22 protein-coding genes and 1 pseudogene are annotated in these 26,839 nt (G+C 49.5%); 16 read left to right on the top strand and 7 right to left on the bottom strand.

What is annotated here, in order from left to right; all coding sequences use genetic code 11:
• Window positions 1-46 precede the first annotated feature (46 nt).
• From EXY25_RS11330 to EXY25_RS11295, 8 genes are all read left to right on the top strand, one after another.
• Window positions 47-649, top strand: a complete 603-nt coding sequence (locus EXY25_RS11330; protein WP_130566862.1) for a YhgN family NAAT transporter — start codon at window positions 47-49, stop codon at window positions 647-649.
• Window positions 646-957 (top strand): putative signal transducing protein, encoded by a 312-nt coding sequence (locus EXY25_RS11325; RefSeq protein WP_130566861.1) that lies wholly within the window; start codon window positions 646-648, stop codon window positions 955-957. The genes EXY25_RS11330 and EXY25_RS11325 overlap by 4 nt, the downstream gene beginning before the upstream one ends.
• 3 nt (window positions 958-960) lie before the next feature.
• A complete protein-coding gene (locus EXY25_RS11320; protein ID WP_114337576.1) occupies window positions 961-1,539 on the top strand; it encodes a YjaG family protein in 579 nt (192 codons plus the stop codon).
• Between the two features lie 112 nt (window positions 1,540-1,651).
• Window positions 1,652-2,725, top strand: coding sequence for an efflux RND transporter periplasmic adaptor subunit (locus EXY25_RS11315; RefSeq protein ID WP_130566860.1), 1,074 nt, complete (start codon window positions 1,652-1,654; stop codon window positions 2,723-2,725).
• A complete protein-coding gene (locus EXY25_RS11310) occupies window positions 2,722-5,817 on the top strand; it encodes an efflux RND transporter permease subunit (RefSeq protein WP_114337574.1) in 3,096 nt (1,031 codons plus the stop codon). Before EXY25_RS11315 ends, EXY25_RS11310 begins: the two co-directional genes overlap by 4 nt.
• Window positions 5,818-6,120: 303 nt before the next feature.
• Window positions 6,121-8,229, top strand: a complete 2,109-nt coding sequence (locus EXY25_RS11305; protein WP_130566859.1) for a S8 family peptidase — start codon at window positions 6,121-6,123, stop codon at window positions 8,227-8,229.
• A gap of 16 nt (window positions 8,230-8,245) precedes the next feature.
• Complete coding sequence (locus EXY25_RS11300) at window positions 8,246-12,757, top strand: hybrid sensor histidine kinase/response regulator (protein WP_130566858.1); 4,512 nt, start codon at window positions 8,246-8,248, stop codon at window positions 12,755-12,757.
• The gene (locus tag EXY25_RS11295) at window positions 12,758-14,605 is read left to right on the top strand and encodes a putative bifunctional diguanylate cyclase/phosphodiesterase (RefSeq protein WP_130566857.1); all 1,848 of its coding nucleotides are present in this window, start codon (window positions 12,758-12,760) and stop codon (window positions 14,603-14,605) included.
• A gap of 55 nt (window positions 14,606-14,660) precedes the next feature.
• On the opposite strand, the gene EXY25_RS11290 is transcribed toward EXY25_RS11295, so the two are convergent.
• Window positions 14,661-14,957: a DUF1145 domain-containing protein gene (locus tag EXY25_RS11290; protein ID WP_130566856.1), complete on the bottom strand. Its 297-nt coding sequence runs from the start codon at window positions 14,955-14,957 to the stop codon at window positions 14,661-14,663.
• Window positions 14,957-15,550, bottom strand: coding sequence for a 16S rRNA (guanine(966)-N(2))-methyltransferase RsmD (gene rsmD, locus EXY25_RS11285; RefSeq protein ID WP_130566855.1), 594 nt, complete (start codon window positions 15,548-15,550; stop codon window positions 14,957-14,959). Before rsmD ends, EXY25_RS11290 begins: the two co-directional genes overlap by 1 nt.
• 174 nt (window positions 15,551-15,724) lie before the next feature.
• Here rsmD and ftsY point away from each other — a divergent pair.
• The 4 genes and pseudogenes from ftsY to rpoH form a co-directional block, all read left to right on the top strand.
• Window positions 15,725-16,882: pseudogene (gene ftsY, locus EXY25_RS11280) on the top strand (signal recognition particle-docking protein FtsY); the annotation flags it as partial.
• A gap of 19 nt (window positions 16,883-16,901) precedes the next feature.
• Window positions 16,902-17,591 carry a cell division ATP-binding protein FtsE gene (gene ftsE / locus EXY25_RS11275; RefSeq protein ID WP_114337567.1) on the top strand — a complete coding sequence of 230 codons (690 nt, stop codon included), beginning with the start codon at window positions 16,902-16,904 and terminating at the stop codon, window positions 17,589-17,591.
• Window positions 17,588-18,571: a permease-like cell division protein FtsX gene (gene ftsX / locus EXY25_RS11270; RefSeq protein WP_130566853.1), complete on the top strand. Its 984-nt coding sequence runs from the start codon at window positions 17,588-17,590 to the stop codon at window positions 18,569-18,571. Before ftsE ends, ftsX begins: the two co-directional genes overlap by 4 nt.
• A gap of 118 nt (window positions 18,572-18,689) precedes the next feature.
• Window positions 18,690-19,541 carry an RNA polymerase sigma factor RpoH gene (rpoH, locus tag EXY25_RS11265; protein WP_114337565.1) on the top strand — a complete coding sequence of 284 codons (852 nt, stop codon included), beginning with the start codon at window positions 18,690-18,692 and terminating at the stop codon, window positions 19,539-19,541.
• Window positions 19,542-19,612: 71 nt separating this feature from the next.
• On the opposite strand, the gene EXY25_RS11260 is transcribed toward rpoH, so the two are convergent.
• Window positions 19,613-20,002: an acetyl-CoA sensor PanZ family protein gene (locus EXY25_RS11260; RefSeq protein WP_130566852.1), complete on the bottom strand. Its 390-nt coding sequence runs from the start codon at window positions 20,000-20,002 to the stop codon at window positions 19,613-19,615.
• 71 nt (window positions 20,003-20,073) lie between these two features.
• Between EXY25_RS11260 and EXY25_RS11255 the strand changes: the two genes are divergently transcribed.
• Complete coding sequence (locus tag EXY25_RS11255) at window positions 20,074-20,328, top strand: YkgJ family cysteine cluster protein (RefSeq protein WP_114337764.1); 255 nt, start codon at window positions 20,074-20,076, stop codon at window positions 20,326-20,328.
• Window positions 20,329-20,390: 62 nt separating this feature from the next.
• Here EXY25_RS11255 and EXY25_RS11250 read toward each other — a convergent pair whose 3' ends face one another.
• From EXY25_RS11250 to gpmM, 4 genes are all read right to left on the bottom strand, one after another.
• Window positions 20,391-21,200, bottom strand: coding sequence for a divergent polysaccharide deacetylase family protein (locus EXY25_RS11250; RefSeq protein ID WP_246019546.1), 810 nt, complete (start codon window positions 21,198-21,200; stop codon window positions 20,391-20,393).
• A gap of 95 nt (window positions 21,201-21,295) precedes the next feature.
• Window positions 21,296-22,540, bottom strand: coding sequence for a S41 family peptidase (locus tag EXY25_RS11245; RefSeq protein WP_114337562.1), 1,245 nt, complete (start codon window positions 22,538-22,540; stop codon window positions 21,296-21,298).
• Between the two features lie 111 nt (window positions 22,541-22,651).
• Window positions 22,652-23,824 carry a murein hydrolase activator EnvC family protein gene (locus EXY25_RS11240; protein WP_130566851.1) on the bottom strand — a complete coding sequence of 391 codons (1,173 nt, stop codon included), beginning with the start codon at window positions 23,822-23,824 and terminating at the stop codon, window positions 22,652-22,654.
• Between the two features lie 5 nt (window positions 23,825-23,829).
• Window positions 23,830-25,374 carry a 2,3-bisphosphoglycerate-independent phosphoglycerate mutase gene (gpmM, locus tag EXY25_RS11235; RefSeq protein WP_130566850.1) on the bottom strand — a complete coding sequence of 515 codons (1,545 nt, stop codon included), beginning with the start codon at window positions 25,372-25,374 and terminating at the stop codon, window positions 23,830-23,832.
• A 222-nt stretch (window positions 25,375-25,596) separates the two neighbouring features.
• Here gpmM and EXY25_RS11230 point away from each other — a divergent pair, with 222 nt between their 5' ends.
• From EXY25_RS11230 to secB, 3 genes are all read left to right on the top strand, one after another.
• Entirely contained in the window at window positions 25,597-26,016 is a 420-nt protein-coding gene (locus EXY25_RS11230) for a rhodanese-like domain-containing protein (RefSeq protein ID WP_233496438.1), read from the top strand.
• Window positions 26,017-26,027: 11 nt separating this feature from the next.
• Entirely contained in the window at window positions 26,028-26,282 is a 255-nt protein-coding gene (grxC, locus tag EXY25_RS11225; protein ID WP_114337763.1) for a glutaredoxin 3, read from the top strand.
• Window positions 26,283-26,346: 64 nt separating this feature from the next.
• A complete protein-coding gene (gene secB, locus EXY25_RS11220) occupies window positions 26,347-26,838 on the top strand; it encodes a protein-export chaperone SecB (protein ID WP_114337558.1) in 492 nt (163 codons plus the stop codon).
• Window position 26,839: the final 1 nt, after the last annotated feature.

Raw genomic sequence — 26,839 nt, 5'->3', positions numbered from 1 at the left:
CTCCTACAAGCTCCTGCTTTTTAATCGTTTTTAGAGGCTTCCCTCGATGGATACGCTGTCGGCAGCGGTGACGCTGTTTCTAATCATGGATCCTTTGGGCAATCTGCCCATTTTTCTCTCGGTATTAAAGAATATCGAGCCTAAACGCCGGCGCGCGGTGCTGATACGCGAGCTGGTAATATCTCTGGTGATCATGATGCTGTTTCTGTTTGCTGGCAGTAGCATTCTTGATTTTCTGCAATTGACCCAAGAGTCGGTGAGTATTGCCGGCGGTATCATTCTGTTTCTTATTGCATTGAAAATGATCTTTCCGCAGCCTGGAGGCGTAACGGGATTAGCTGTTGGCGAAGAGCCGTTTATCGTACCGTTAGCTATTCCCTTAATCGCTGGCCCATCGATACTGGCAGCCTTGCTGCTATTGGCCCATCAAGATCCCAGTCGCATGGTCGATTGGTCGCTGGCGCTGGTCGGAGCCTGGACAGTCAGTTCTTTGATTCTACTGTTTTCCGGCCTGTTCCATCGTATGCTTGGCGAACGCGGCCTCACAGCAATGGAACGACTAATGGGGATGTTATTGGTAATGATTTCGGTGCAGATGTTCCTGGATGGCATCTTTGCCTACTTCGCCCACATGGATGCAGCAGGATGAGTGCATTAATGCGCCTATACCAAGCAGCTAATGCACTAGAGGCAAATTTGCTGAAGGGGATGTTACAAGCCGAAGGCTTCGACATTCAGCTCAGAGGCGAAAACCTCGCCGGGGCAGCGGGCGAACTGCCACTGTCGGTACAACAGGTCGATCTGTTCATCGTAGAAAAAGATTACCAAGATGCTCTGCGCTTGCTTAGTCGCTACGAGGGCAACGGCAAGACCGAATGGTTCTGCCACCACTGCGGTGAGAAAAATGGTAGCAATTTTGAACTCTGCTGGCAGTGTGGCCAGCCGAAATCGGAGTAATTCATGGCGAGTACAGCACAACTAAACCAACAACTACGTGAGCTGACACCATGGCAACAGCTGGCTTTCTCAGCTTGTCTGAGTGAACGCATGCTACCTAACTACCTATTATTCAGTCATGCGGTTGAATGGGGAGACGGCAACATCCTCAGGAACAGTATGAATGCGGTATGGGATGCCCTACGCAGCAAAACCACCCAGTTTAATCACGAACGGTGGCAAGAAAAATTAGCTGACCAGATCCCCGACCCTCAGCAATTCGACATGTATGGTGTTTGGCCCGCACTCGACGCCACTACCGCACTGGACACGCTATTTTGCCAATTTGCCGAGCCCAGTAGTCCGGCAGTGGTGGAGATCAGCCGTCTCAGTCGCCACACCGTAAAACAATACATTCAGCTCAGCGAAGGCGAAGAGGTTGATCTGAAAAACCACCCTTTGATGCAGTTTGAGTTTGAATATCAAGGTGAATTGGCTGAGTGGTTAAGCGACAGAGCGCCGACACAAAAAACTATCGCCGCCTTGCGGGAAGCATTTCTCACCCCGCTGGAGTCCAACTTGGGCTTGAGCCAGGAGGAATGAAACATTTCGTTGCAATTATTGCCCATAGCAAGATTGCCAGTCACTAGGTCAGATCTTCAAACTGCTGGCTGTTTTACATATTAGTAACCCAGCAACCAGCAATGGAGTAGGTATGAAACGGGTTTTATTTATTTTTATCATCGTTGCCACCATCGGCTCTGCCGTTGGTTATCGCTGGTGGTCACTCAATATGGCACCCGTGGCAGCGAAGAAGGCCAGAGGGGCCGTTGCCGTTGTCGTGGCACCAGTCAAGTCAGTGCTTTTAGAAGACAAAGTTGAAGCGCTGGCCACGGCAAAAGCGAATGAGTCTGTCGTCATTACCGCCAACGAGACAGAAAACATTGCTGCGATCTACTTTGAAGATGGGGATCAGGTCAAAAAAGGCCAGCTATTAGTTAAGCTCCGTGATGCCGAGCAGGTCGCCAACCTGCAGCTCGCGGAAGTCGCGCTGGCAGAACAGGAACGTGAATATCGGCGGATTGCAGACTTAGTAAAAAACCGCACTATTGCCGGTTCCGAACTGGACCGTATTCAGAGCTTGATTGATGCCGCCAAAGCCCGCATCGCCGCCGAACAGGCCAAGATCGATGACCGCCAGATCCGCGCACCATTTGCAGGCCAACTCGGCTTCAGACTGGTCAGTAAAGGTGGCCTAATCACGCCGGGAACCGTGATTACAACCTTGGATGATCTCGCCACCATCAAGCTAGACTTTACCGTTCCGGAACGGTTTATGACATCACTGACCAAAGGCTCGATTGTGCGCGCCTATTCAGATGCCTATCCCGACCAGGTGTTTGATGCCCACGTAGATACGATCAACCCGCGGGTGAATCCGATCACCCGTGCTATCACTGTTCGTGCACAGTTAAAGAACCAAGACTTGCGGCTGAAGCCCGGCATGCTGCTCAAACTTGAGTTGATCCATGACCAACGGCAATCACTGGTGATCCCTGAAGCTGCCATCATCGCGTTAAAAGATAAGCATTTCGTATATGTGGTGGACGCAGAGAACAAGGTCAGTCAGAAACAGATTGAAGTTGGTCTACGCAAGCCTGGAATCATTGAAGTTGTTGCAGGGCTTAGCATAGACGAGCAAGTAATAACCCAAGGCGTATTAAAGATACGCAGCGGCGCAACTGTCACCATCCAGGAAGAGACATGGCGTGAAGGAGGCGGGGCATGATCCTCACCGATCTGTCAGTCAAACGGCCGGTCTTTGCTTCGGTTATCAGCCTGCTACTCATCGCCTTTGGCTTAGTCGCTTTTGACAAGCTGCCATTGCGTGAATACCCCAACATTGACGCCCCGGTGGTGTCAGTTGAAACCCGATATCGCGGCGCTTCAGCGGTAGTAGTTGAACGCCGTATCACCAAGCTGATTGAAGATAGGATCAGTGGTGTGGAGGGGATCAGAAACATCAGCTCCGAGAGTAAAGACGGACGCTCCTCTATTACCATTGAATTCACTGTCGAACGCGACATCGACGCCGCAGCCAATGACATTCGAGAGCGCGTTAGCCGGGTTTTGAACAACCTACCTGACGAAGCCGATCCGCCAGAAATTAGTAAGGCCGGCGCGGGGGATGACACCATAATGTGGCTTAACCTGGTGTCCGACCGAATGGATCTATTGGAGCTCAGTGACTATGCCCAACGTTACTTAGTCGACCGTTTCAGCACTATTGATGGCGTTGCCCGCATCCGTGTTGGTGGTGGCCGTGACTACTCTATGCGCATCTGGTTGGATCGCTCAGCGCTGGCTGCCCGTGGCCTGACAGTGAACGACGTTGAAGATGCACTGCGCTCACAGAACGTCGAACTACCTGCCGGTAGTGTCGAATCGGTGGATCGCCAGTTCACCGTGCGTGTGCAGCGCGCCTTTAATACCGCAGAACAGTTTCAGGATCTGGTACTGACTCAAGGTGACGACGGTTATCTCGTGCGTTTAAGTGATGTTGCCAAGGTCGAACTGGCCGCTTCCGAGGAGCGGCTATCATTCCGTGGCAATGGCGTACCCATGGTGGGTATCGGGATCACCAAACAATCCACTGCCAATACCCTGTCGGTAGCACGTGCGGCGCGCGCGATGGCTATCGAAGTAGACCGCACCCTGCCGGAGGGGATGGAGCTGATCAACAGTTACGACAGCTCAGTCTTTATCGAGCAGTCAGTGAAAGAGGTTTATCAAACCCTATTTATCGCCATTACGCTGGTCGTGATCGTTATCTATCTGTTTCTCGGCAGCGCGCGTGCCATGCTGATCCCGGCGCTGACGGTGCCGGTATCATTGATGGGCACCTTTATCGTGCTTTATCTGCTCGGTTACACCATTAATATGTTGACCTTGTTAGCCTTGATCCTCGCCATTGGTATGGTGGTAGATGATGCCATCGTGATGCTGGAAAACATCCATCGTCGAATAGAACTGGGGGAATCCCCTTTAGTAGCAGCATTTCTCGGCGCACGCCAAGTCTCTTTTGCCGTCATTGCCACCACGCTGGTATTGATCTCGGTATTCATGCCTATCACCTTCCTCGAAGGCGATCTTGGCAAGCTATTTACCGAATTCGCTGTCACCATGAGTGCAGCCGTGGCGTTTTCCAGCTTAGTGGCACTCAGCCTTTCACCAATGATGTGCTCGAAATTGCTTGTGCCGCACGAGCAGCCTGGCTGGTTAACTCGCCAGGTAGACAGAGCACTGAATAAGTTTCGTGATAACTACATCAGCGCGCTGCGCACCTCGATCCATAAACCAAGCCTGACCCTGGTATTGATTCTCGCTGCGCTGATCAGCTGTGCCTGGCTGCTCAAACAGGTACCAGGGGAGTTCACTCCAAAAGAAGATCGCGGCGCTTTCTTCATTGTTGTTAGCGCACCAGAAGGCGCAACGTTTGATTACAGCCAGAGCTACATGGACGAAGTAGAACGGCGCCTGATGCCGTTAGTAGAACGCGGCTCAGTGAAACGACTGCTGATCCGCACGCCCCGGGCATGGGGGCAAACCCAAGATTTTTCTGGTGGCTTTGCCATCATCGTATTGGAAGATTGGGCCAACAGGGAAAGCGCCTGGCAGCTGATGGGGGAAGCCCGAAGCAAGTTAGGTGATCTTGCCGGGATCCGCGCCTTTCCAGTCATGCGCCAAGCACTGGGTGGCGGTACCGGTAAGCCAGTACAGTTTGTGATCGGCGGTAGCGACTATGATGAACTGGCTCGCTGGCGTGATCTGCTCATCAACGAAGCAAAAAACAACCCCGGCTTAATCGGTATCGACCACGATTACAAAGAGACCAAGCCACAGCTGCAGGTACGCATCGATACCGAACGTGCAGGTGATTTAGGCGTATCAGTGGAAACCATAGGTCGTACATTGGAAACCATGTTAGGCAGCCGTATCGCCACCACCTTCCAACACCGTGGAGAAGAGTATGATGTGATCCTCGAAGGTAACCGTGAAGATCAAAGCGCGCCAACGGATATGACCAATATCTATGTGCGCAGTGATTACAGCAAAGAGCTGATCCCGCTATCGAGTTTGGTCAATATTGAAGAGTTTGCTGACGCTGGTAACCTGAATCGCTACAACCGTATGCGCTCAATCACTATTGAAGCCAATCTGGCAGATGGCTACACCTTAGGCGAAGCATTGAGCTATCTGGATGAGCTGGCTTATCGGGTGCTGCCCGGTGATGCAGTGATCAGCTACAAAGGCCTATCCCAGGATTATCAAGAATCAGGGGCCTCGATCTACTTTGTGTTTATGCTGGCACTGATTGTCGTCTTTCTGGTATTAGCAGCACAGTTCGAAAGCTATATTCACCCCATTGTCATTATGTTGACCGTGCCTTTAGCCATGATGGGCGCCTTGATTGGTCTCTATCTATTTGGCCAGTCGCTCAATATCTATAGCCAGATAGGTATCATCATGCTGGTGGGGCTGGCAGCGAAGAACGGCATCCTGATCGTTGAGTTTGCTAATCAGCTACGTGATCAAGGAATGAATTTTGATGAGGCCTTGCTGCAAGCATCCGGCCAGCGCCTGCGTCCCATTCTAATGACCGGGGTAACCACCGCTTTTGGTGCACTGCCATTGGTGTTGTCATCCGGTGCCGGTAGCGAAACCCGCTTTGTTATTGGTGTAGTGGTACTCGCTGGCATTTTGATCGCCACACTGTTTACCCTGCTCATTGTGCCTGTGATGTATGCACTATTGGCCCAACACACTAGCTCACCAGATGCGATCAGCCACCGCCTGGAACAAGAGTTAAACAAACCCTAACTCATGCCTATCGGCAAGAAAGCGGCTCCAGCTTTGCTGAGCCGCCTTTTATTTGTCACCCCCTTCCCCAGCCAAAATTGTCACAATTTTTTCACAAAACCAGAATAAGCTTTTCCTTATAAAACATCATGTTATTTACTTTTGCATAACATTTGCATAATAATGCGGGACATTTTGTGACCAGTCGTTCAGCCGGGCAGTCGGATGACTCACACAAGAGATGCTCGCCCGGCCGTTTGACAATGGATTAACAGAAGTCTGGACACATAACCCAGTCACTTAACCATTGTAAAGGCAGTAAAAATGACGCAGCACAGTTCCAACAGCAAAAAGCGTTCACGACGCAATATGCTGTTTATATCAGCAATTTTTGTTTTCTCCGCATTTAGCACATATGCGGTGTACCAAAATCATCAAGCGGTCGACGTTACCGCCCCCACCAGTCAAGTACTGATCCAGGGGAAAGACACTGAACAACTCGCAAAACTGGTGACTGATCTTGGCGGCAAAGTCACTCACCAGTTGGATGTGATCAATGCAGTGGGAGCGGAACTGACGCAGCAACAGATAAACGCCCTGAGTCAATCCAGACTGGTAAGACGGATCCAGGCCAATGGCGTTGCAACACTCGACTCGGTAACGGGTTGTGGTGTCACAGGCGACCATATCCTGAAAATTGAGCAAGACCATATCAGCTGGTCATTGTTCAATATGGGAAGCGAGCCAATTACGCTGTCACAAATCGATTTCAATTGGCCGGAAAGCTATGGGCAACTGACCAGTATCACTTTTGGTGACCTGTTATATGAGGAGCTGGATGAAGCCGAGATGCCAAGTGGCAGTTTATTGCAAACCTCAGAGCAGATGTTGTCAACCGCACTGGCGCGTCAAATCCCTAGCGATGGTCAAGTCAACCTGCAACTCAATTTCGTCAACAACGAACCGCTATACAACATCGCTGAGCAATCCGACTTCCAGCTGATAGCTGGGTTTGCAGAAGGTTGCGAAACCAAATTAGTTACCGGCTATGACGGCTTAGATAACAGTGTCGAAAACAGCTATTACACTCATCCTATTGATGCCGACCAAGTCCATTCCGAAGGCAATACAGGTGCCGGAGTCACTGTTGCCGTTATCGATTCGGGAATTTGGTCAGCCAATAGCGGTTTGGGTCAAAACACCCAACTGGAAAGCCGTATTCTTGCCACCTATGATGCCATTCAGGATCTCGAAGGCAGCGCATTAGATGAGAATGGTCATGGCTCCCATATTGCTTCAATGATCGCCAGCAGCCTGGAAAGTACAGCCGAGGGTGCCTTTACCGGCGCATACCATGGTGTGGCTCCCGATGCAGATCTGGTTATTGTTAAAGCGTTTGATGTCGAGGGCAAAGCCACTTATCTGGATGTTATTCGAGCAATTCAGTTCGTCATCGACCATAAAGATGAGCACAACATACGTGTACTCAACCTATCATTCAGTGCTCCCCCATCCTCTTACTATTGGGAAGATCCAATCAACCAAGCAGTGATGAAGGCTTGGCAAGCGGGTATCTTCGTCGTGGCTGCCGCTGGTAACAACGGCCCAGAGGCGATGACCATAGGTGTGCCAGGCAACGTTCCCTATGTGATGACAGTGGGTGCTGTCAGTGATAACTATACCCCCGACGATATCTCCGATGACTATCTTGCTAACTTCTCATCTGCAGGGCCGACCTATGAAGCGTTTGTGAAACCGGAAGCCGTAGCACCTGGCGGGCATATGTTGGGGATCGTTGAACCAATCACAGCACTTTCACAACAATTCCCGCAATATCAGCTTGGTAATCATTTGATGGTATCGGGTTCATCACAAGCCGCAGGCGTAACATCGGGCATTGCCGCACTTTTACTAAGTGCCGATCCCACATTAACGCCAGATACCGTAAAATGCCGACTGATTGCGACATCTGCTTTTGCTGTAGATGACAATGGCGAAGCGGTTTATAGCGTGTTTCAGCAAGGTGCTGGTTATATGAATGCCATGCGGGCACTTGCAAGCGAACTTGTAGACTGCGCCAACGAAAATCTAGACATTACTAAAGATATAGAAGACGAAGAACACTTCTATGGACCGGCATTCCAAGACAACGAAGACATCTTCCATGTTAGGCAACAAGAACATTTAGCTTGGGATGCAGGCAACCCATGGAACGCTGGCAACCCATGGAACGCAGGCAACCCATGGAACGCTGGCAACCCGTGGAACGCTGGCAACCCATGGAACGCTGGTAACCCATGGAACGCTGGCAACCCGTGGAACGCAGGTAATCCTTGGAACGCTGGCAACCCGTGGAACGCACAATCAATTTATCAAGCAAATACCCACCAGGAAAAAGAAGTACTGGGTACTAGCTGGGTACCACAACAGTAGCTTTTGGAGTTGAATAATGGTTAAGCTGAAGAAATACAATAAACTCATTTCTCTTTGTTTTCTTCAGCTTTGCTTATTAACTAGCAATGCCTACAGTACATTTACCCCCTCTACCCCAAACTACATTTTTTCACCATCTCAATATCGAGATGAAATAGCACAAAACACTATTCGTCAAACGTTCAAAGACAAAGATGGGTTCATTTGGTTGGCAACACAAGGCGGGCTCACTAGGCTTAATGGCAACAACACTTATAATTACACAAGTAATATTGAAAACGAGCAGAGTATCTCATCTGACAATGTCATATCTATCAGTCAAGATTTACAAACAGAAGAAATGTGGGTTGTAACATATTCAGAAGGAATCAACCTGATAAATCCAGATGGAGAAAGCTTTACAAGATTTAGCTTACCTCAAAACAAAATATCAGATAAGAATTCCATATGGAATGTATTACATGATAGCAAAGGGATGTTATGGCTTGGATTCGATGGCGGCGGACTTATTTGTTTCGATACACACGAAAAAAACTACTCAAACTGCTCATCAAAATCATTGTCTCTAATACTAAATGAAAATACGATACTAGCTTCCATCGAAGACCACCATGGTAACATTTGGTTTGGAACGGATGGAAATGGATTAATTAAATACACCCCTCTTTCAAAAGAAACTCAGCACTTCACATTAAAACAACATAAAAGTTCTTCACCCCCGCCATTAATAGTTTCATCAATAATGGAAGACAACCAAGGTAATATTTGGATTAGCGGTGAGAATGCCAGCATGTTCATGCTAACATCGAACTACGAAAACCTTATAAAAATCTCATCAGATGAAATAGTATCAAAAGGCGTAATAAGGGACATACATCAGGATTTCGATGGTGTCATCTGGCTAGCGACAGAAAGTGGGTTAGCTTTTTACGATAAGGAAAAAAAGGCATTTGTTCCATATCCAAAACAAAACAATGCCATGGATGGAGCAATGGTTCTAGATATTTACCAAGACCCTGATGGTACATTATGGATTGGGTGCTTCAACAGTCTATTTTTAGGCAGTAAAAATAGCTTCTACACAATAAATAAAGATCAAGGGCTAGCTGACAATCTCGTTTTCGGCTTTGGAGAATCAATAGACAAAACGACATGGATAGGCAGCTACCAGTCTGTGCAAATCCAAGAAGATGGCGCCCCTAAACCAAGACCAATACAAGAGATATTTGGTTATCCAATAAGCTCAAAAAGAATAATGACTCTTTATTCTCACAAAGATACCATTTGGATCGGGACTCGTTCTGATGGGTTGGAAGTTATAGATTTAGCAAATGAGAGAGTAACGCTATACGTTCACAACAAGGCAAAACGGGGCAGCATTAGTAGCAATTCAATAACTTCCATATTTGTTGATTCTTTAGAAAACACGTGGGTTGGAACCTATGGTGGAGGATTGAACCTCATGCCGAAGGGATCAACTGAATTCACGGTCTTCCAACACGATGTTAATGATAAAAACTCCTTAAGTAGTGACAGAGTATTTGTTATTTATGAGGATTCTAGTGGTGACATATGGATAGGAACCGATAACGAAATAAGCAGATATAACGAAGACGGCAGTTTTTCTAGATTTCCCATACTGTACGACGGGAAAAAGCTCTCAAATTCTTTTGTAACATCCATACAAGAAGATAAAAATCTAAACTTATGGGTGACATTACAAGACAGCATGTTAGTAATATGGCCACCAACAGACCGAAAGCAAGGTATAAATAATTTCAAACTGGTCAGTAGAGAAACAGGATTAGACGACAAGCAACTGTATTCCATGATATCAGATGATCAAGGATACCTTTGGGTAGGAAGTAATAAAGGGCTAACGAGAATAAACCCAGATAATCTCACATTCAGACACTTTGATAAATCTCATGGATTACAAGATAATGACTTTAACTTCGCCTCATCTTACCGGAACTCTTCTGGTGAACTTTTCTTCGGGGGGAGTAAGGGATATAACAGGTTTACGCCTTCACAACTAATTAGCAATAAAAAAATGGCGCCTGTTGTACTCACCGGTGTATATCGTCTAAACAAGAAGCAGAAATTCAAAGAACCTCCTCATAAAATATCTCATTTAACGTTCAACTATTTAGACTACCTTCTGTCTTTTGATTTTTCTGCGTTAGAATACCACTCACCTAAAAGAGTTCAGTATCGATACAAACTAGATCGCTTTGATAGTGACTGGGTGGAGATTGGAAACCAACATCGAGCAACTTTCACAAATCTACCCGCGGGAAATTACACATTATTGGTTCAGGCAACACGTACAAACGGCGTCTGGGACAGTCCTCCCATGACCCTAGACATCACCATCACGCCTCCACCATGGCGAACCTGGTGGGCATACACCTTATATGCCTTGATGCTTGGTTTTATCGTGTGGCATTTCTGGCAGAAGCAACGGGCGAAAACACGCCTTGCTTATGAGCAAAAACAAGCGCTAGAGAGGGAAGTTGCCGCTCGCACCGACGATCTGGTGCAACTCAACCAGCAGCTGGGGCATACCGTTGAAGAGTTAAATGACGCCAAAGAAAGAGCAGAAGAAGCCAATCAATCAAAAACCGCATTCTTAGCCAACATTAGCCATGAGATCCGCACACCGATGAATAGTGTGTTGGGGATGACAGAGCTGTTATTGCGGTCCCCCCTTAGCGAACAGCAGCGACGTTTCGCGATCACCACCCATAGATCCGGCGAGATGCTGCTTGGGTTAATTAACAACCTGCTCGATTACTCAAAAATTGAGGCGGGTAAAGTTGAACTTGAACAATTGCAGTTTGATATTAAGCAGCTGGTCTCTGAGACCTGCTACCTGTTTGCGGATCAGGCACAACGTAAAGGGCTTGAGATTAACTATATTGTCGACCACCGCTTACCTGAGCTAGTCATTGGCGATGCCAACCGATTACGCCAGATCCTTGCCAACTTGGTCAGTAACGCAGTGAAGTTTACCCAGGAGGGGGAAGTCGACGTCGTGCTCACTCAGGAGCTCGAAGGGATACGCATCAGCGTTAAAGACAGTGGCATCGGTATGACGCCTGAAGCACTGGATCACGTTTTTGACGCATTTTCTCAGGCCGATGTTTCGACCACCCGCCGCTTTGGGGGCACAGGCCTGGGGCTGTCGATCTGTAAGCAGCTGGTGGAACTGATGAAAGGTGAGCTGTTTGTCGAATCCACACCAGATCAAGGCAGCTGCTTTAGCATCTTAATGCCCCTGGTTAACGTCAACAACGGACCAACCTCAGGTAACTATTTAGCCATCAGAGGTGACGTCCGTACCGCGCTGTGTTCACCCGGTGTCGAGGCGATGGTCAGTAGCCAGTTAGCACTACTCGGCATCCACGCTCGCCCAGTAGGTGAAACGCCGCTGCTCGCCGCTCTGCTCGAACCGGGCAGTGAAAACTGTGTCATTGCTGATATTCAGCTACTAAGGCGGGAAGAGATCCAGATGCTCTCTGGCCTACCAACGCAAACACAGCGCCGCTTGATCTTACTCACGCCAATCGCTACCGAACAGCTGAGCGATGAACTGAGGCACTGCCAACGCCTGACCAAGCCTATTGACGGTCGCACGCTGCATATCGCTTTAAGTATCGCGACCAATCAACCTATCCCCGGCCAGCAGGGAATGACCAGCTTCCGAGATAACAGCGATGTAATGAATCGCTTTAACGCATCGATCATGGTCGCGGAAGACACGTTCGCCAATCAGGAAGTGCTGCGCGCAATGCTTGAAATGATGGGCTGCAAGGTGTTCATTGCTTCCGACGGCAGAGAAGCGGTCAGCATGTTCAAACAACACCCCGTCGATCTGGTACTGATGGATTGGCAGATGCCCCGACTGAATGGGTATGAAGCAGCAAAACAGATCCGGCAATTCGAAGTTGAAACCGACAAGCCTGCAACCCCCATTCTGGTAGTAACCGCGGGGATGATGGACACCGAACGCCAGCGCTGTTTGCAAGGTGGCATGAATGGCTATCTGACTAAGCCACTCACACTACGTCAGCTCTATGATGCACTAGAAGAGTTTTTGCCTGCGGAATTACATAGTCACGAACAGATAATGTCTGCCGCACCCGCTGGTGCAATACAGCAAAATGACAGTGACGACGTTGTCGATATGGCAGCGATTAATAATATCCGCCAGATCCAGCAGGAAACAGGTAGCGATATCCTCAACCGTGTCTTTAGTGCCTTTAAAGAAGAGGTTGCCAACAAGCTGAGCGAATTAAGACAAGCACTGAATAACCGTGACCGCCAACAGATAGCGGCTTGCGCCCATGCCATCAAATCGCTCAGCTCCAATGTTGGCGCTAAACGCCTAAAACAGCTCAGTCATCAAATAGAGCTGACAGCCCGTGACGGGGATCTAGCCTCCTGTAAAGCGTTACTGGTAGGATTAGAAGAATGTTATCTTCAAGCTATCGATGCTCTCAGTGACGTAATTAGGACGCCTTAAATGCATGCTGTACCCGCACCACTAACAGAGAAGCCCGTTGTACTGGTGTGCGACGATGACATCACCATTCGTTTGATGATGCGGGAAACGCTGGAACGTGAAGTTATCACAGTCATTGAGGCGGCCGATGGCAAACAAGCTCTGGAGATGTATAAACAGCACTCCCCTGATCTGGTGCTGCTAGACGTTAGCATGCCTCATTTTTCCGGCTATGAGGTCTGTGAAGTTATCCGTCAATCACCGTTAGGCGCTGATGTACCAGTAGTGATGGTGACCTCTTCAGATGATCTCAGCTCAATCAATCGCGCCTATGAAAGTGGTGCAACCGATTTCTTGGCCAAGCCGATTACCTGGCAGATCCTTGGCCAGCGGGTGCGTTATATGCTACGCGCTAGTCGCGCCTTCCGCGATCTAAAACGCAATGAGGAACGACTAAAGCGTAACGAAGAGCACCTCAAACAGAACGAAGAGCGCCTGCGAGTATTGGCTTACTTCGATAACTTGACTGGCCTGCCGAACCGTCAGATGTTCAACGAAGATTTACAGCGTAGTATTGCGCAAGCCAAGCGTGAAGGATTGAAGGCCGCACTGCTATTTATCGATCTCGACCAGTTCAAACGCTTTAACGATACCCTAGGTCACGCCTTCGGCGATAAACTGCTGAATCGCGTCGCTGAACAACTAAAAACCCGCCTACGTCCCGGTGATCTGCTGACGCGCGGCGTAGATAGATTAGAAGATATGTCGCTGGCGCGTCTTGGTGGCGATGAATTCACTATCTGCTTGACGCAAGTGGCACAAAACGAAGATGTCGCTCGCGTCGCCAGCCGCGTGATTGAAAGTATCTCTCAGCCGATGGTGGTGGACAGCTATGAGGTGGTAGTAACCCCCAGTATCGGCATCGCTATCTACCCCGATGATGGCGACGAAATCGACTCGCTGCTAAAAAATGCTGACACGGCAATGTATAACGCCAAAGCCAAAGGGCGAGGTCGATTCCAGTTCTATAGCGGTGAAATGAACGCCAGAGCATTGCAACGATTACGGATGGAAAACGAATTACGCAAAGCTATCGACAACAATGAGCTCAGAGTCGCTTACCAGCCGAAAGTAGATGTACAACAGCGGAAATTTATCGGCGTCGAAGCGCTGGTGCGTTGGGATCACCCGCAACACGGTATCGTCTCCCCGGCCGAATTCATCCCGCTGGCAGAAGAATCTGGACTGATTGTCGACATTGATAACTGGGTATTACACAAAGCCTGCCACCAAGCCAGCGAATGGTTAAACATGGGGATCACCTGCCCCGTCGCGGTTAACGTCTCAGCGCTTAACTTCAAGAAAACCAATCTGGTAGAACGGATCAAAACAGCATTAAGGGAAGCGGACCTACCCGCATCTTTGCTCGAGCTAGAGATGACAGAAAGCATTGTCATGAGCGATATCGAGCTCAATACTGAACGCCTAACCCAACTCAAGGAGATGGGCACGTCTATCTCTATTGACGACTTCGGCACGGGTTACTCATCGCTAAGCTACTTGCGTCGCTTACCGATCGATCAGGTAAAAATCGACCGCTCTTTCGTCAACGAAATTGATTGCAACAACGAAGATATGGCGATCGTAAAAGCAATTATCGCCATGTCCACCACGCTGAAAATGGAAGTGATCGCGGAGGGGGTTGAAACCACCACCCAAACTGAAAAACTGAGTAAGGCTGGCTGTCACCGCCTGCAGGGCTTTTTGTACGCCAAACCGATGCCCGCCAAGTTTGCCACAGAAACTCTGCTGGCTGGGTTTGACGCGCTGCCAGCAGCGAAAAAACTGGCAACGGTAACTAGTAACTAGTAACTAGTTACTAGTATTTTAAATAAGTCAGTGAGTTATTTAGGCTCTCACTGACTTAATCAAAAGAAGCCTTGACTGGCTTATCTGCAGACAGTTGGTTCCAGCGACGCCACAAAGCAAACACGCCAAACAGCATAATATCGATGATTGCAGCACCGCTAAGTTTTAACTGGCTCCCTAAAATCCCCTTAAAAACGGCCAGTTGAATGAGGTGCATCATAATCACCAGGCCCATGACCAGCTTCATCACCAGAGACAGGTTTCCAGCAAAAGGTTGCCAGAAGTTACTGAAAAACACCGCCCAAACGCCCAACATGACGAGATAACCCAACGGCAGCATCACTTTATACATCAAACAGATCCTTCATCTTGATTCTGAAACAATCGATAGGCCACCTGGCCAGCGGTTTTCTCCCGGTACAAACGCCAGGCCTGCGGCAAAGGAGGAAGTACCAACTCCTGCTCAGTTTCGAGATAAACCATGCCATCTTTCGCCAGCCAACCATTTGTTTCAATCAGCGCAAAGAGATCATGCAGTAGCCCCTGACGAAATGGCGGATCGATAAAGATAATATCAAACGGCCGCGGTGGCTTTTGCGCCAGTAGCGTCAATGCATCAGCACATTTCACTTCACCGCTGGTGGCTTTTAATGTCGCTAAATTTTTTTCCAGTTGCAGCGCCACCGGCTTCGCTTTTTCAATCAACAAAGTATATTGAGCATGGCGCGATAAACTCTCAAATCCAAGTCCACCACTGCCGGCAAACAGATCCAAACAACGCGCATCTCTGACATCATGCATCAGCCAGTTAAACAGGGTTTCTTTCACCCTATCAGTGGTCGGTCGTAGCCCATCCCCCGATAGCACAGGTAAGCGACGGCCACGCCATTGACCACCAATAATCCGTATTTGCCCTGTGGGCGCACGATTTGCTTGTTTCGCCATCGCTGACCACCCTATATAAAGTTAAATTATGTTAATATCTCGGCGCATTTTAGTGCGAACACGGCGTAACGCCAGTGTAACGTGCAACCCGTCGCTAGATCCCGGCATTATCAGAGTAATTACTACGGTTTGAACATGGCAGAGAAGAAAAAAGGTTTTTTGTCCTGGTTTGGTAAAGAGAAAGCTAAAACAGAGACAGCAGATGCGGCTGCGGCCGAACAAGAGATAGCGGCCCCCGAACAAACCGAGGCGTCGGAGCCTGTCACCACCGAATTGGCAGACAAAGCTACAGCCGCAGAGGCTAGCGAAAAAACTGTGGACGAAAGCGAAGCTGCGCAGGCAGAAGCCTCGCCGGCTACAGAACCCGTTGTCGCCACCCCGCAACCTGAAGTGCAAGAGAAGCCGACCCGAGAAAGCTTTTTCAGCCGTTTAAAGCGCGGTTTAATGCGCACCCGCAGCCAGATAGGCAGCAGTTTTGCTAACCTGTTTCTCGGTAAAAAGATTGATGATGAGCTGTTTGAAGAGCTGGAAACACAACTACTGTTAGCCGATGTTGGTGTCGATACCACAATGAAGATCATCGACTCGCTGACCGATCAAGCGGATCGCAAGCAGCTGAAAGATGGTGATGCGCTGCTTGGCTTACTGAAAGAAGAGATGGCCGGGCTACTGAACAAGGTTGATTCTCCACTGGATACGGACGCCAATGAGGGTCCGTTTGTGATCCTGATGATCGGCGTCAACGGCGTGGGCAAAACCACGACCATCGGCAAGCTGGCTAAGCAGTACCAGGCACAAGGCAAAAAAGTGATGCTGGCTGCGGGTGACACCTTCCGAGCCGCCGCGGTCGAACAGCTTCAGGTATGGGGTGAACGGAACGAAATCCCTGTTGTTGCCCAACATACTGGAGCGGACTCAGCGTCGGTCCTGTTTGATGCACTGGAAGCCGCAAAAGCACGTAACGTAGATATCCTAATTGCTGATACGGCCGGTCGTTTGCAAAACAAAGCGCACCTGATGGAGGAGCTGAAAAAAATTGTCCGCGTGATGAAGAAACTCGATCCGCAAGCTCCCCATGAAGTGATGCTCACCATCGATGCCGGCACCGGCCAAAACGCGATCAGCCAGGCGGAACTGTTCAATGAAGCCGTGGGACTGACCGGCATCACGCTCACCAAATTGGATGGCACAGCCAAAGGTGGCGTCATTTTTGCGGTGGCAGACAAGTTGGGGATCCCAATTCGTTACATAGGTATCGGCGAAGGGATTGAAGATCTGCGAACATTCAATGCTAATGAATTCGTTGACGCCCTGTTCAGCGACGAAGATTAATAACTAATAGCAGCCAGCAATGATCCGATTCGACCACGTTAATAAGCTCTACCCTGGCGGTCACCACGCCATAAAAGATGTTAGCTTTCATCTGCAGAAAGGGGAGATGGGCTTTTTAACCGGCCATTCAGGCGCAGGTAAAAGTACCCTGCTGAAACTGATCGCATTATTGGCGAAGCCGACCAATGGCCAGATCTTTATTAACGGTCACAGCTTGAGCCGAGTAAAGAAGCAACAGATCCCCCTGGTGCGCCGAGATATCGGCATCATTTTCCAAGATCACCGCTTACTTACTGACCGTAGTGTATTTGATAATGTCGCTTTACCTTTAGTGATCGCTGGTCACAGCCATAAAGAGATGAAACGCAAAGTCTCGGCTGCGCTTGATAAAGTTGGTCTGCTGAACAAAATCAATAACCTACCGTTACAGTTATCCGGTGGTGAGCAACAGCGGGTCGGCATCGCCCGAGCGATTGTCAACAAACCGCCCATCCTGCTCGCCGATGAGCCGACCGGGAATTTGGACCCAGAACTCTCGGCCGAAATTCTTAAGCTATTTGAAGAGTTCAACCGCGTGGATGTTGCGGTACTTATCGCCACCCACGACCTCGGACTTATCGCACGAATGAAATACCGCACGCTGACACTGCGCAACGGCCAACTGATCAATGATGGTCTGTTTCAAGACGATCGAGGACAGCTGCTATGAGTCTGCTATTTAAGGAGCGTGCCGATAGTAATAGCATGAAACCAAAGCTCTCCTTTGCAGAGCAGGTTCGTAGTTTCTTTATCAATCACTTACGCCAATCGATTGCCGCGCTGGGCGATTTATGGCGCACGCCCGTCGCTTCTCTCATGACCATGGCGGTACTGGGACTCAGCCTGTCACTGCCAGCGGCGCTGTATGTGTTGCAAAAAAACGCGGTGGCGGTAAGTAGCGCATGGCAAAACGCCGCCGAGATCAGCCTATTTTTGCGCCAAGATCTCTCACCAGAAGTGCAACGGGCATTTAGTCATCGTATCGGCCTGCATCCTGAAGTCGATAGCGTCACCCTGATATCACCAGACGCAGGCTTAGAAGACTTTAAACTGCAATCAGGCTTTGGCGATGCGCTTGCTTACCTTGATCGTAATCCGCTGCCTGCTGTGGTTGTTGTCTTACCGACGCTGGCAAATCGTGGCCCTAATGAAGCCCGGGCGCTACTGCAAAAGCTCGAGTCTGCTCGGGAAGTGGATATGGGAAAAATGGATATTGACTGGTTAGAGCGGCTAGATGCCATTATCGCCTTAATCCAAGACTCCTTTGGTGCGCTAGCAACACTGCTACTGGTCTCCGTCGTACTGATTGTCGGTAACACCATTCGCCTAGCGATTATGGGCAGAAAGGAAGAGATTGAAGTGATGAAACTAGTTGGCGCAACCGACGGTTTCATTCAGCGCCCTTTCCTTTATACCGGTCTTTGGTACGGGATCGTCGGCGCGATGATCTCATGGATCGCGATATCACTGATCATCTGGTGGTTAGCCGACGCCATTCAATACCTATCGGGGCTTTACCAAAGTAGTTTTGAACTCACCGGTATCAGCCTACTCGAAGCACTGTTCCTGCTGCTGCTTTCTTCAATACTGGGCCTGTGTGGTGCTTACATATCTGTTAAACGTCACATTGCGCATATCGAACCTGCTTGAACATCGAATGAAACTTTCTTAGTGGTTGACGGGTCTTATCGAATGGATCAGAATTCGATCTCGTCTGGATCCTGGGCGTATAAGCTCACAGACATGAAGATTTGAGTAAGAGGTACACATGACAACATCAACTCAGTCAATGGCACTTACCGTACCGTCGGGCAATATTGAGTCCTACGTGCGTATGGTCAACGCCATTCCTATGCTGACCGCTGAGGAAGAGAAAAGCTTGGCTGAGCGCCTGCAGCAAGACGGCGACCTCGCCGCTGCCCGCCAGTTGATTATGTCTCACTTGCGCTTTGTGGTGCATGTGGCGAAAGGTTATGCAGGTTATGGTCTACCGCAAGCAGATCTGATTCAGGAAGGCAGTATCGGGCTAATGAAGGCCGTTAAGCGTTTCGATCCCACCGTGGGTGTACGCTTGGTCTCGTTTGCTGTGCATTGGATCAAAGCAGAGATCCACGAGTATGTGCTGCGTAATTGGCGCATCGTTAAGATCGCGACCACCAAAGCGCAACGTAAGCTGTTCTTTAATCTGCGCAAGAATAAGAAACGTCTTGGTTGGTTCAATCAGGAAGAGGTGAGTACCGTCGCTGAAGAGCTAGGTGTGAGCCGCAAAGAAGTGATGGAGATGGAAGCCCGCATGAGCTCCCATGATCAAGCTTTTGAATTGAGTAACGACGATGACGAAAAGGGCACCAGCTTTAGCCCGGCGCTTTATCTAGAAGATAAAACGTCTGATTTCGCGGAAAGTGTCGAACAGGAAAACTGGGATGCTAACGCTGCGAGTCGTCTGAAATCAGCCATTGATACGCTGGATGAAAGAAGCCGCGATATCCTGCAAGCCCGTTGGCTTAGCGATGAAAAACAAACCCTGCAAGACCTAGCTGATAAATATCAAGTATCAGCAGAACGCGTCAGGCAGCTGGAAAAGAACGCGATGAAGAAGTTACGCCTAACCATGGCATAACTTGCGAACCGTCTCCTCCAACATAAAAAAACCGACCTATTATGGTCGGTTTTTTTATTTATCAGCCCTGCTCATGAAATATGCCAGCCTTTGTCACTTGGTGTCGCTGCCAGTGCCGACATAAACCCTGCAATATCAGCATCCGCCCTGTCCCAATAGACAAAGAGTTTCTGCTGTTCAGCGACATGCTTAATTTGTTGCAGACAGTAATCGATGAGAAGACGGCCAACCCCACGACGACGAGTGACATCCCTCACTGTTAAACCGATTAATGATGCCGCTTGCAGATTGAACAAACCCGCGCCAATATAGCGGCCGTTAAATTTAGCCAGCACCCAATGCACGCCAGCTTCAGCCGCCTGATCTTCAAGCTGCTCTAGCTGCTCGGGTGTAAACAGTTTCGCCAGATCAGTACGCATCCCCTGATCCAGCAACTCAGTCGTTAATGCCGTTAAACGCATAGGAAAAAATTCTCATTATGTCTTGGGTGGATTCTAGCAGCCAAACAGGGGAAGTCGACAGCCCCAACAACATCTCCTGTCGACTCGGTTGTGGAGCCTGTTGCATTGCCCCCTCTATTACCTCACCGATCCCAGGTATGCCTAGTGGAAAACCTGCAGGTGAGCGCTGTGTACAGTTAAACGAAGACAACCTATGTATGCTGTTTGGCCAACCACAACGGCCAGCACTATGTGATGCTTTTAAAGCCTGTGCCTCGGTATGTGGTGACAATGATGAAGCCGCCATGTTTAACCTGACGTTGCTGGAACAAGCCACCGCCAGCTAGCCCTCAACCGCAGTGAGAGATGTTTCAGGCGTTAAACATCGATGGCAGGTTCCGGCAACGATTCACAACGCCAAACCATTGCTGTCAGCAGCACCGGTAATATCAGTGTCTGGCAATCTGACGGCCAATGGGGCTGTGCCAATTTTTTCCCGAGCCGCCCAGTTTTCATCGTCGATCAACGCCGAAGCAGGTACAAGCTCGATACCCAATGCGGTCAGTTCGGGTAGTCGTTGTTGAAGCAAGGAGAGCGTTTCTGGGTAGGGGTGAGCGATCCCTACTGCATATCCCTGACGCAACGCCAGCTTTATCAGTTGATCAAACTGCCTGGAGATAGCCGCTTGATCTTGCAGATTATCCAGGAAGACATGGCGTCGCAACGCAGGTACGCCAGTGGCCAACGCAACATCCTCAGCGCAGGTATTCACACTGGTACGGCTATCGATAAAGTAGAGCGGATAATAACGCAGAAGACGCATCGTCCAAGCCATATGGGGAAGGGACTCGGTCAAGTCACTACCCATATGATTATTCACCCCCGCGACGTGGGGCAGTGACTGCAATGCTTTAATCAGCATACTCTGCAACTCGGATTGCGACATCTCATTGGTTAATGCACCGTGCCCTAAACGATTACCCGCCTTAGCTTCCATCGGCATATGTAACATCACTTCTTTGCCACTCTCATGGGCAAGTCGTGCTAAGTGTCGGCTATGGGGAGTAAAAGGTAAGAACGAGAGCGTTACCGGGCCAGGCAACGCGATCACCTCTCTATCCGATGCGCTATTGCCGACATCATCAATCACCAAGGCAACACGGGCCGCAGGCTGTTCAGCCGCGAGATCTGAAGAGAGCAGGGAGAAAAAAATAGCCAAGAGCAATCGCCAATGGCAACTCGGCTCTTTTCGGCAATGATGCCAACGACGATACATAGGGCTGAGCATGCTCCGGTTAATCTCAGCCCTTGCAGTCAATCTGGATGATCCAGTGCTTGGAGTGCCGTTCTGAGTTGATTGTCTTGATTAGCGATCTGGATCTTCTTCTCGCCCTGATATGCTACCACCGTATTCAATGGCAGGGGGTTTATTATAGGGGTTAGCAGACTTTCGAGAACCACCTGTGAAGGTACAAATCTGTCCGGTGTGATCCCCTTCCCATCAATAGCCAGGCCATCAGGTGTGAAATAGTGCGCCGTCGTCAGTTTCAAAACCCCCTCTCCTGGCTGAACAGGAAATAGCGACTGGATAGAGCCCTTACCAAAGGACTGTTCACCGAACACGGTTGCCCGCCGATTCCCCTGCAACGCACCTGCAACAATCTCAGCGGCGGACGCTGAGCGACCGTTGATCAATACAGCGATAGAGATACCACTGATCTTTTCACCGGTATTGGCGAAATAGATCACATTGGCCTCGTAATAACGACCACGAGTCTTTACGATCACCCCTTCATCAAGAAACAGATCCGCAACCTCTAGCGCACTGTCTAGCAAGCCGCCGGGGTTGTCCCTAAGATCCAATATCAGTCCTGACAATTGTGGTGCTAGCGCCAACTCCTTCAATGCAGTAGCCACCTCTTGCGGTGTGGTCTGGGTGAAGCTGTTGATCTTTAGATACGCGGTGGCGTCATTTAGCATTCGCTGACTCACGCTTTTCACGTCAATTTGGCGGCGTTCGAGAGCAAAGTTAAGTAACTCTGGCTCTCCCTCGCGCTGAACAGTGAGGTGCATCAGCGATCCTGCCGGCCCACGCATCCCCATCAGCAGTGTTTCAGCATCAGAGTCCGCTAATAGCTGACCATCAACACTGATCACTCGATCACCCGCCACCACACCAGCTTCGAGTGCAGGAGAGCCGGGAAACAGATTCACAATGGTTACCTCTTGCTCGGTTATCGCGAGCTCCATGCCAACACCGGCATACTCTCCTGAGGTCACATCGGTCAAATGAGCAAATTCATTGCGATCCAAATAGTCGGAGTGGCGATCCAAATGGGAAACAATAGCGGAAATGGCATCATCAACGAGGGCATCATAAGCCACTTCATCGACGTAAAATTCTCTGATCTGTTGCAGAATGGAGTAGATCCGTGCCGCGTCCTGAAACGCAGGTGAATCTTGAGGTTTGGAAGCCAAGCCACTGCCGGCCAAGGTCAACATCATGCCTGTAGCCAAACCGATAAAGAAAGTCCAAGACCGCGATAGCAAGTGTTGCATAAGCAACTCCTGTGTCAGTCTGGCTCTGAGAGAAGGATCCGTTACTTCCGCAGTAGCCGGTTTAAACCTAGTGTACCGTGACACCTAACCCGCGTAACGCTGACGCTAAGGTTAACTACGATGACACCAGGCTGATGGATCGAGTGCTTGCCCCTGATGGCGTATTTCAAAGTATAGACCAGCGGAGCTGCGGCCCCCGCTTTTCCCCACCAAAGCGATCGGTTCACCGCTTTCTACGCGGTCACCCACGCGTTTTAATAGTGCTTGGTTGTGGCCATAGAGGCTCATGTAACCATCGCCATGATCAACCACCATTAACAAACCGAAGCCTTTCAACCAGTCAGCATAAACCACGACACCTTGATGTACTGTGTTGACGTCTGTGCCCTCTTTGGCGTTTAACATCACCCCTTTCCAAACGATATTACCCGTTCGCTGAGAACCAAAATTGCGACTAATTCGTGCATTCACAGGCCAGGAGAGTTTGCCTTTCAATGCCTTCAGGCCATCCATCTCCAACTTTTCACGCTGCCGACGGCGCTCAATCATGTTGCGCACCGTGCGCTCATTTTCTTGCAGCTGTACCAGCTGCTGACGACCACCGGAGAGGCTTCCTTTCAACTTGCCCAGTGCGCGCTCTCGCGCCAACTGACGCTCTTCCATCTGTGCTTTTTCAGAGGCTTGACGACGTTCTAAGGATTGCAGGCGACTGGCTTGTTCAGCCAGGCGGCGCTCAACCCGAGCTAACTGACGGCGGGTTTTTTTCAGCGCTTCCAGGTTCTCCATCCGCGCCTGATTCATATATTGATAATAAGTCAGCGAACGTTCGATCTTGCCCGGTTCCTGCTGATTCATTAACAGCTTGATATAGTCATGATCACCAGACATATAGGCACTCACTATCTGTGCCTGCAATGCGGATTGTTGCTGACCATATAATACTTTCAATTCTGCTTGCTGCTTCTGCGCATCGGCCAAATCATCTCGGGTACGAGTCAACTCTTGCCGTGTCATCCGAAGCACTTTAGCCACTTTCGCGATCTCTTGTTCTGCATCCCGTAAGGAGCTAAACAGCGCCTCACGCTTCTCTTTTTGTTCCAGCAATTGTTGCTCGGTGCGCTTAATCTGCCCTTGCAGTTGGTGCAGGCGATCACCTTTTTTACTTTTCTCCGTCGCTCCCACATGAGCAATGGCGAAACAGAAAATCAGACATAAGACAAAACACAGCCTGCTCAACCAGTGAGCAGGCTGTGTTTTTAAGGAGCTAGAATACTTCAGCTCCATATGGGTTAGCTGGCCTTAACCAGTACGTTACCCGTCATCTCTTTTGGAATTTCCATGCCCATCAAGTCCAGCAAAGTCGGCGCCAGATCGCTGAGCTTACCACCTTCAACCATGTTTGCTTGCTTACCTACATAGATAAGCGGAACTGGCTCGCTGGTATGAGCGGTATGCGCCTGACCCGTGGTGTTATCCACCATCTTCTCAGCGTTACCGTGGTCGGCAGTGATCAAGCACTGACCGTCTACTTCTCGTAATGCCTCAACGACACGGCCAATACAGTGATCAACGGCTTCACATGCCTTAACCGCCGCTTCATAAACGCCAGTGTGTCCTACCATATCGCCGTTAGGATAGTTACAGACGATGAAGTCGTATTCGCCACTCTTAATCGCCGCGACTAGCTTGTCGGTCAACTCTTCTGAGCTCATTTCAGGCTGCAGATCATAGGTAGCCACTTTAGGAGAGGCAACCAGTTCACGCTTCTCGCCTACGTACTCATCTTCACGACCGCCACTGAAGAAGAAAGTGACGTGCGCATATTTTTCAGTTTCAGAGATACGCAGCTGCGTCTTGTCATGCTTCTCCAACCATTCACCCATGGTGTTAACCAAAGCTTCTGGCGGGAAGGCACATGCGGTTTTAATGTCTGCGGCATACTCGGTGAGCATGACAAAGTCAGCCAAGGCTGGCGTTGCTTCACGTTCAAAACCGGCAAAGTCAGCATCAACAAAAGCGCGGGTTATTTCGCGGGCGCGGTCAGCACGGAAGTTCATAAAGATCAGACTATCACCATCTTGCATTGCCGCACTGTTTTCACCATCGGCCTGCAGGATGGTGGCTTTTACAAACTCATCGTTTTCATCACGGGCATACGCAGCTTCCAGGCCTTCAACCGCTGTGCTGTAGGTATGAGCGCCTTTGGCCTGTGTCAGCAGGTTATAAGCTTCTTCCACACGCTCCCAACGGTTATCACGATCCATCGCATAGTAGCGACCCACTAAGCTGGCGACACGACCTTTGCCCAATTCAGCAAACTTATCCTGGAACACCTGCAGTGAACCTTTAGCGCTACGCGGCGGCGTATCTCGGCCATCTAAAAAGGCATGCAGATAAATTTTCTCTGCGCCACGTGCCGCCGCCATCTCGACCATAGCCATCAGGTGGTCTTCATGGCTATGCACGCCGCCCGGAGACAGCAGTCCCATGATATGAACCGCTTTACCAGCACTAACCGCTTTATCAACTGCACTAGCCAATGCAGCTGTTTCTGCGAAAGTACCTTCTTTAATCGCCAAATCGATACGCGTCAGATCCTGATAGACAACACGACCCGCACCCAAATTAACGTGACCAACTTCAGAGTTGCCCATCTGCCCTTCAGGCAAACCCACATCAAAACTTGAGGCAGAGATAAGAGAGCTAGGACAATCGGCCCACAACTTATCTAATACCGGTGTGTTGGCATTCAAAATGGCGTTGTTCTCTGGGTTTTCGCTATAACCCCAACCATCCATGATGATAAGTGCTGTAGTTTTTTTCGCTGTACTCATGAATATTTCCTAGTGTGTGCTAACTAAAATAGAAATAAAAAATTCGTTGTACTGTCACGGGTGCATATAGAAACACCCTCATGGTGCCATATTAGACATCTTTTCCAGCCATTTTTTAACCCCACAGACGACACTTGGCTGTCCATGTCGCTTGTTACAGGTATAATTCAGGCGCTCAGAGTGCGCCAACCGCACAAAACATTATCGAATAGAGGACATTTCATGCAGCAATTGGTCGAGTTTGTCAGCAGCGCTCCATTATTAAGCTTGGCTTGGGTGGGCCTACTCGGCGCACTTATCTATTCTTTTGTCGGTGCAAGTAGCGCACAAGCCCTTACACCGCAGGAAGCCACCCTGCAAATGAACAAAGAAAATGCCCAAGTGCTCGATATTCGAACAGCCGAAGAGTTCAATAAGGGCCATATTCTTGGTGCAAGTCACATCTCGTTCAATGATCTGCAACAGAAAGGGGTCGGCAACCTTGAAAAGCACAAAGAGAATCCCATTATAGTGGTGTGCGCAACCGGAGCCAGCGCTTCTCGCGCTTGTTCCCTGCTTAAAAAGCAAGGTTTCAGTGCGCCATACCGCCTTAAGGGCGGCATGCTGGAATGGCAAAATGCTAAATTGCCAGTCAGCAAATAGTGGCCGCACCGATGACAGAAGTAGTTATCTACACCACTAAGTGGTGCCCATACTGCATCAGAGCAAAGGCACTGCTGGAAAAGCTGTCGCTCAGCTATCAAGAGATAGCGGTCGATGGCCAGCCAGCACTGCGAGAAAAAATGATGGAGTTAAGTGGCCGTCACACAGTTCCACAGATATTTATCGATGGAACCAGTATAGGCGGATGTGACGACTTGGTGGCACTGCATAACGGCGGCAAATTAGCAGCGATGCTGAGCCGCTAACAAAGGATATGGCAACACAAGCCACATCACAGAATTCGAACATATTACATTTAAGGTTAAGAAAATGGCTGAAGAACAAAAAACAAACGGTAGCGCAGAACAAGCAGCGGCTCCTCAATTCAACATCCAGCGTATCTACACTAAAGATATCTCTTTCGAGACACCTAACTCTCCATCTATCTTCAAAGCTGAATGGAAGCCTGAAGTGAAGCTGGACCTGGACACCAAGAGCAATAAGTTAGATGACGCTGCTTTTGAAGTCGTACTGTCACTGACAGTGACTGCAAAAGTTGGTGATGAAACAGCATTCCTGTGTGAAGTACAGCAAGCGGGTATCTTCTCTATCGGCAACATGCCTGAGCCACAGTTGGCGCATACACTGGGTTCTTTCTGCCCTAACATCTTGTTCCCATACGCACGTGAAGCGGTCAGCAGCTTGGTTAGCCGTGGCACATTCCCGCCACTGAACCTGGCACCAGTAAACTTTGATGCCCTGTTTGCTAGCTATGTACAGAAGAAGCAAGCTGAAGCCGCTCCAGCAGGCGCAGACGCATAAG

It is taken from the genome of Corallincola spongiicola, assembly GCF_004284785.1.
In the GTDB taxonomy this organism is placed as follows: domain Bacteria; phylum Pseudomonadota; class Gammaproteobacteria; order Enterobacterales; family Neiellaceae; genus Corallincola; species Corallincola holothuriorum.
The sequence above is the reverse complement of the archived record's forward strand: the minus strand, read 5'-3'. Positions and strand labels throughout refer to the sequence as shown.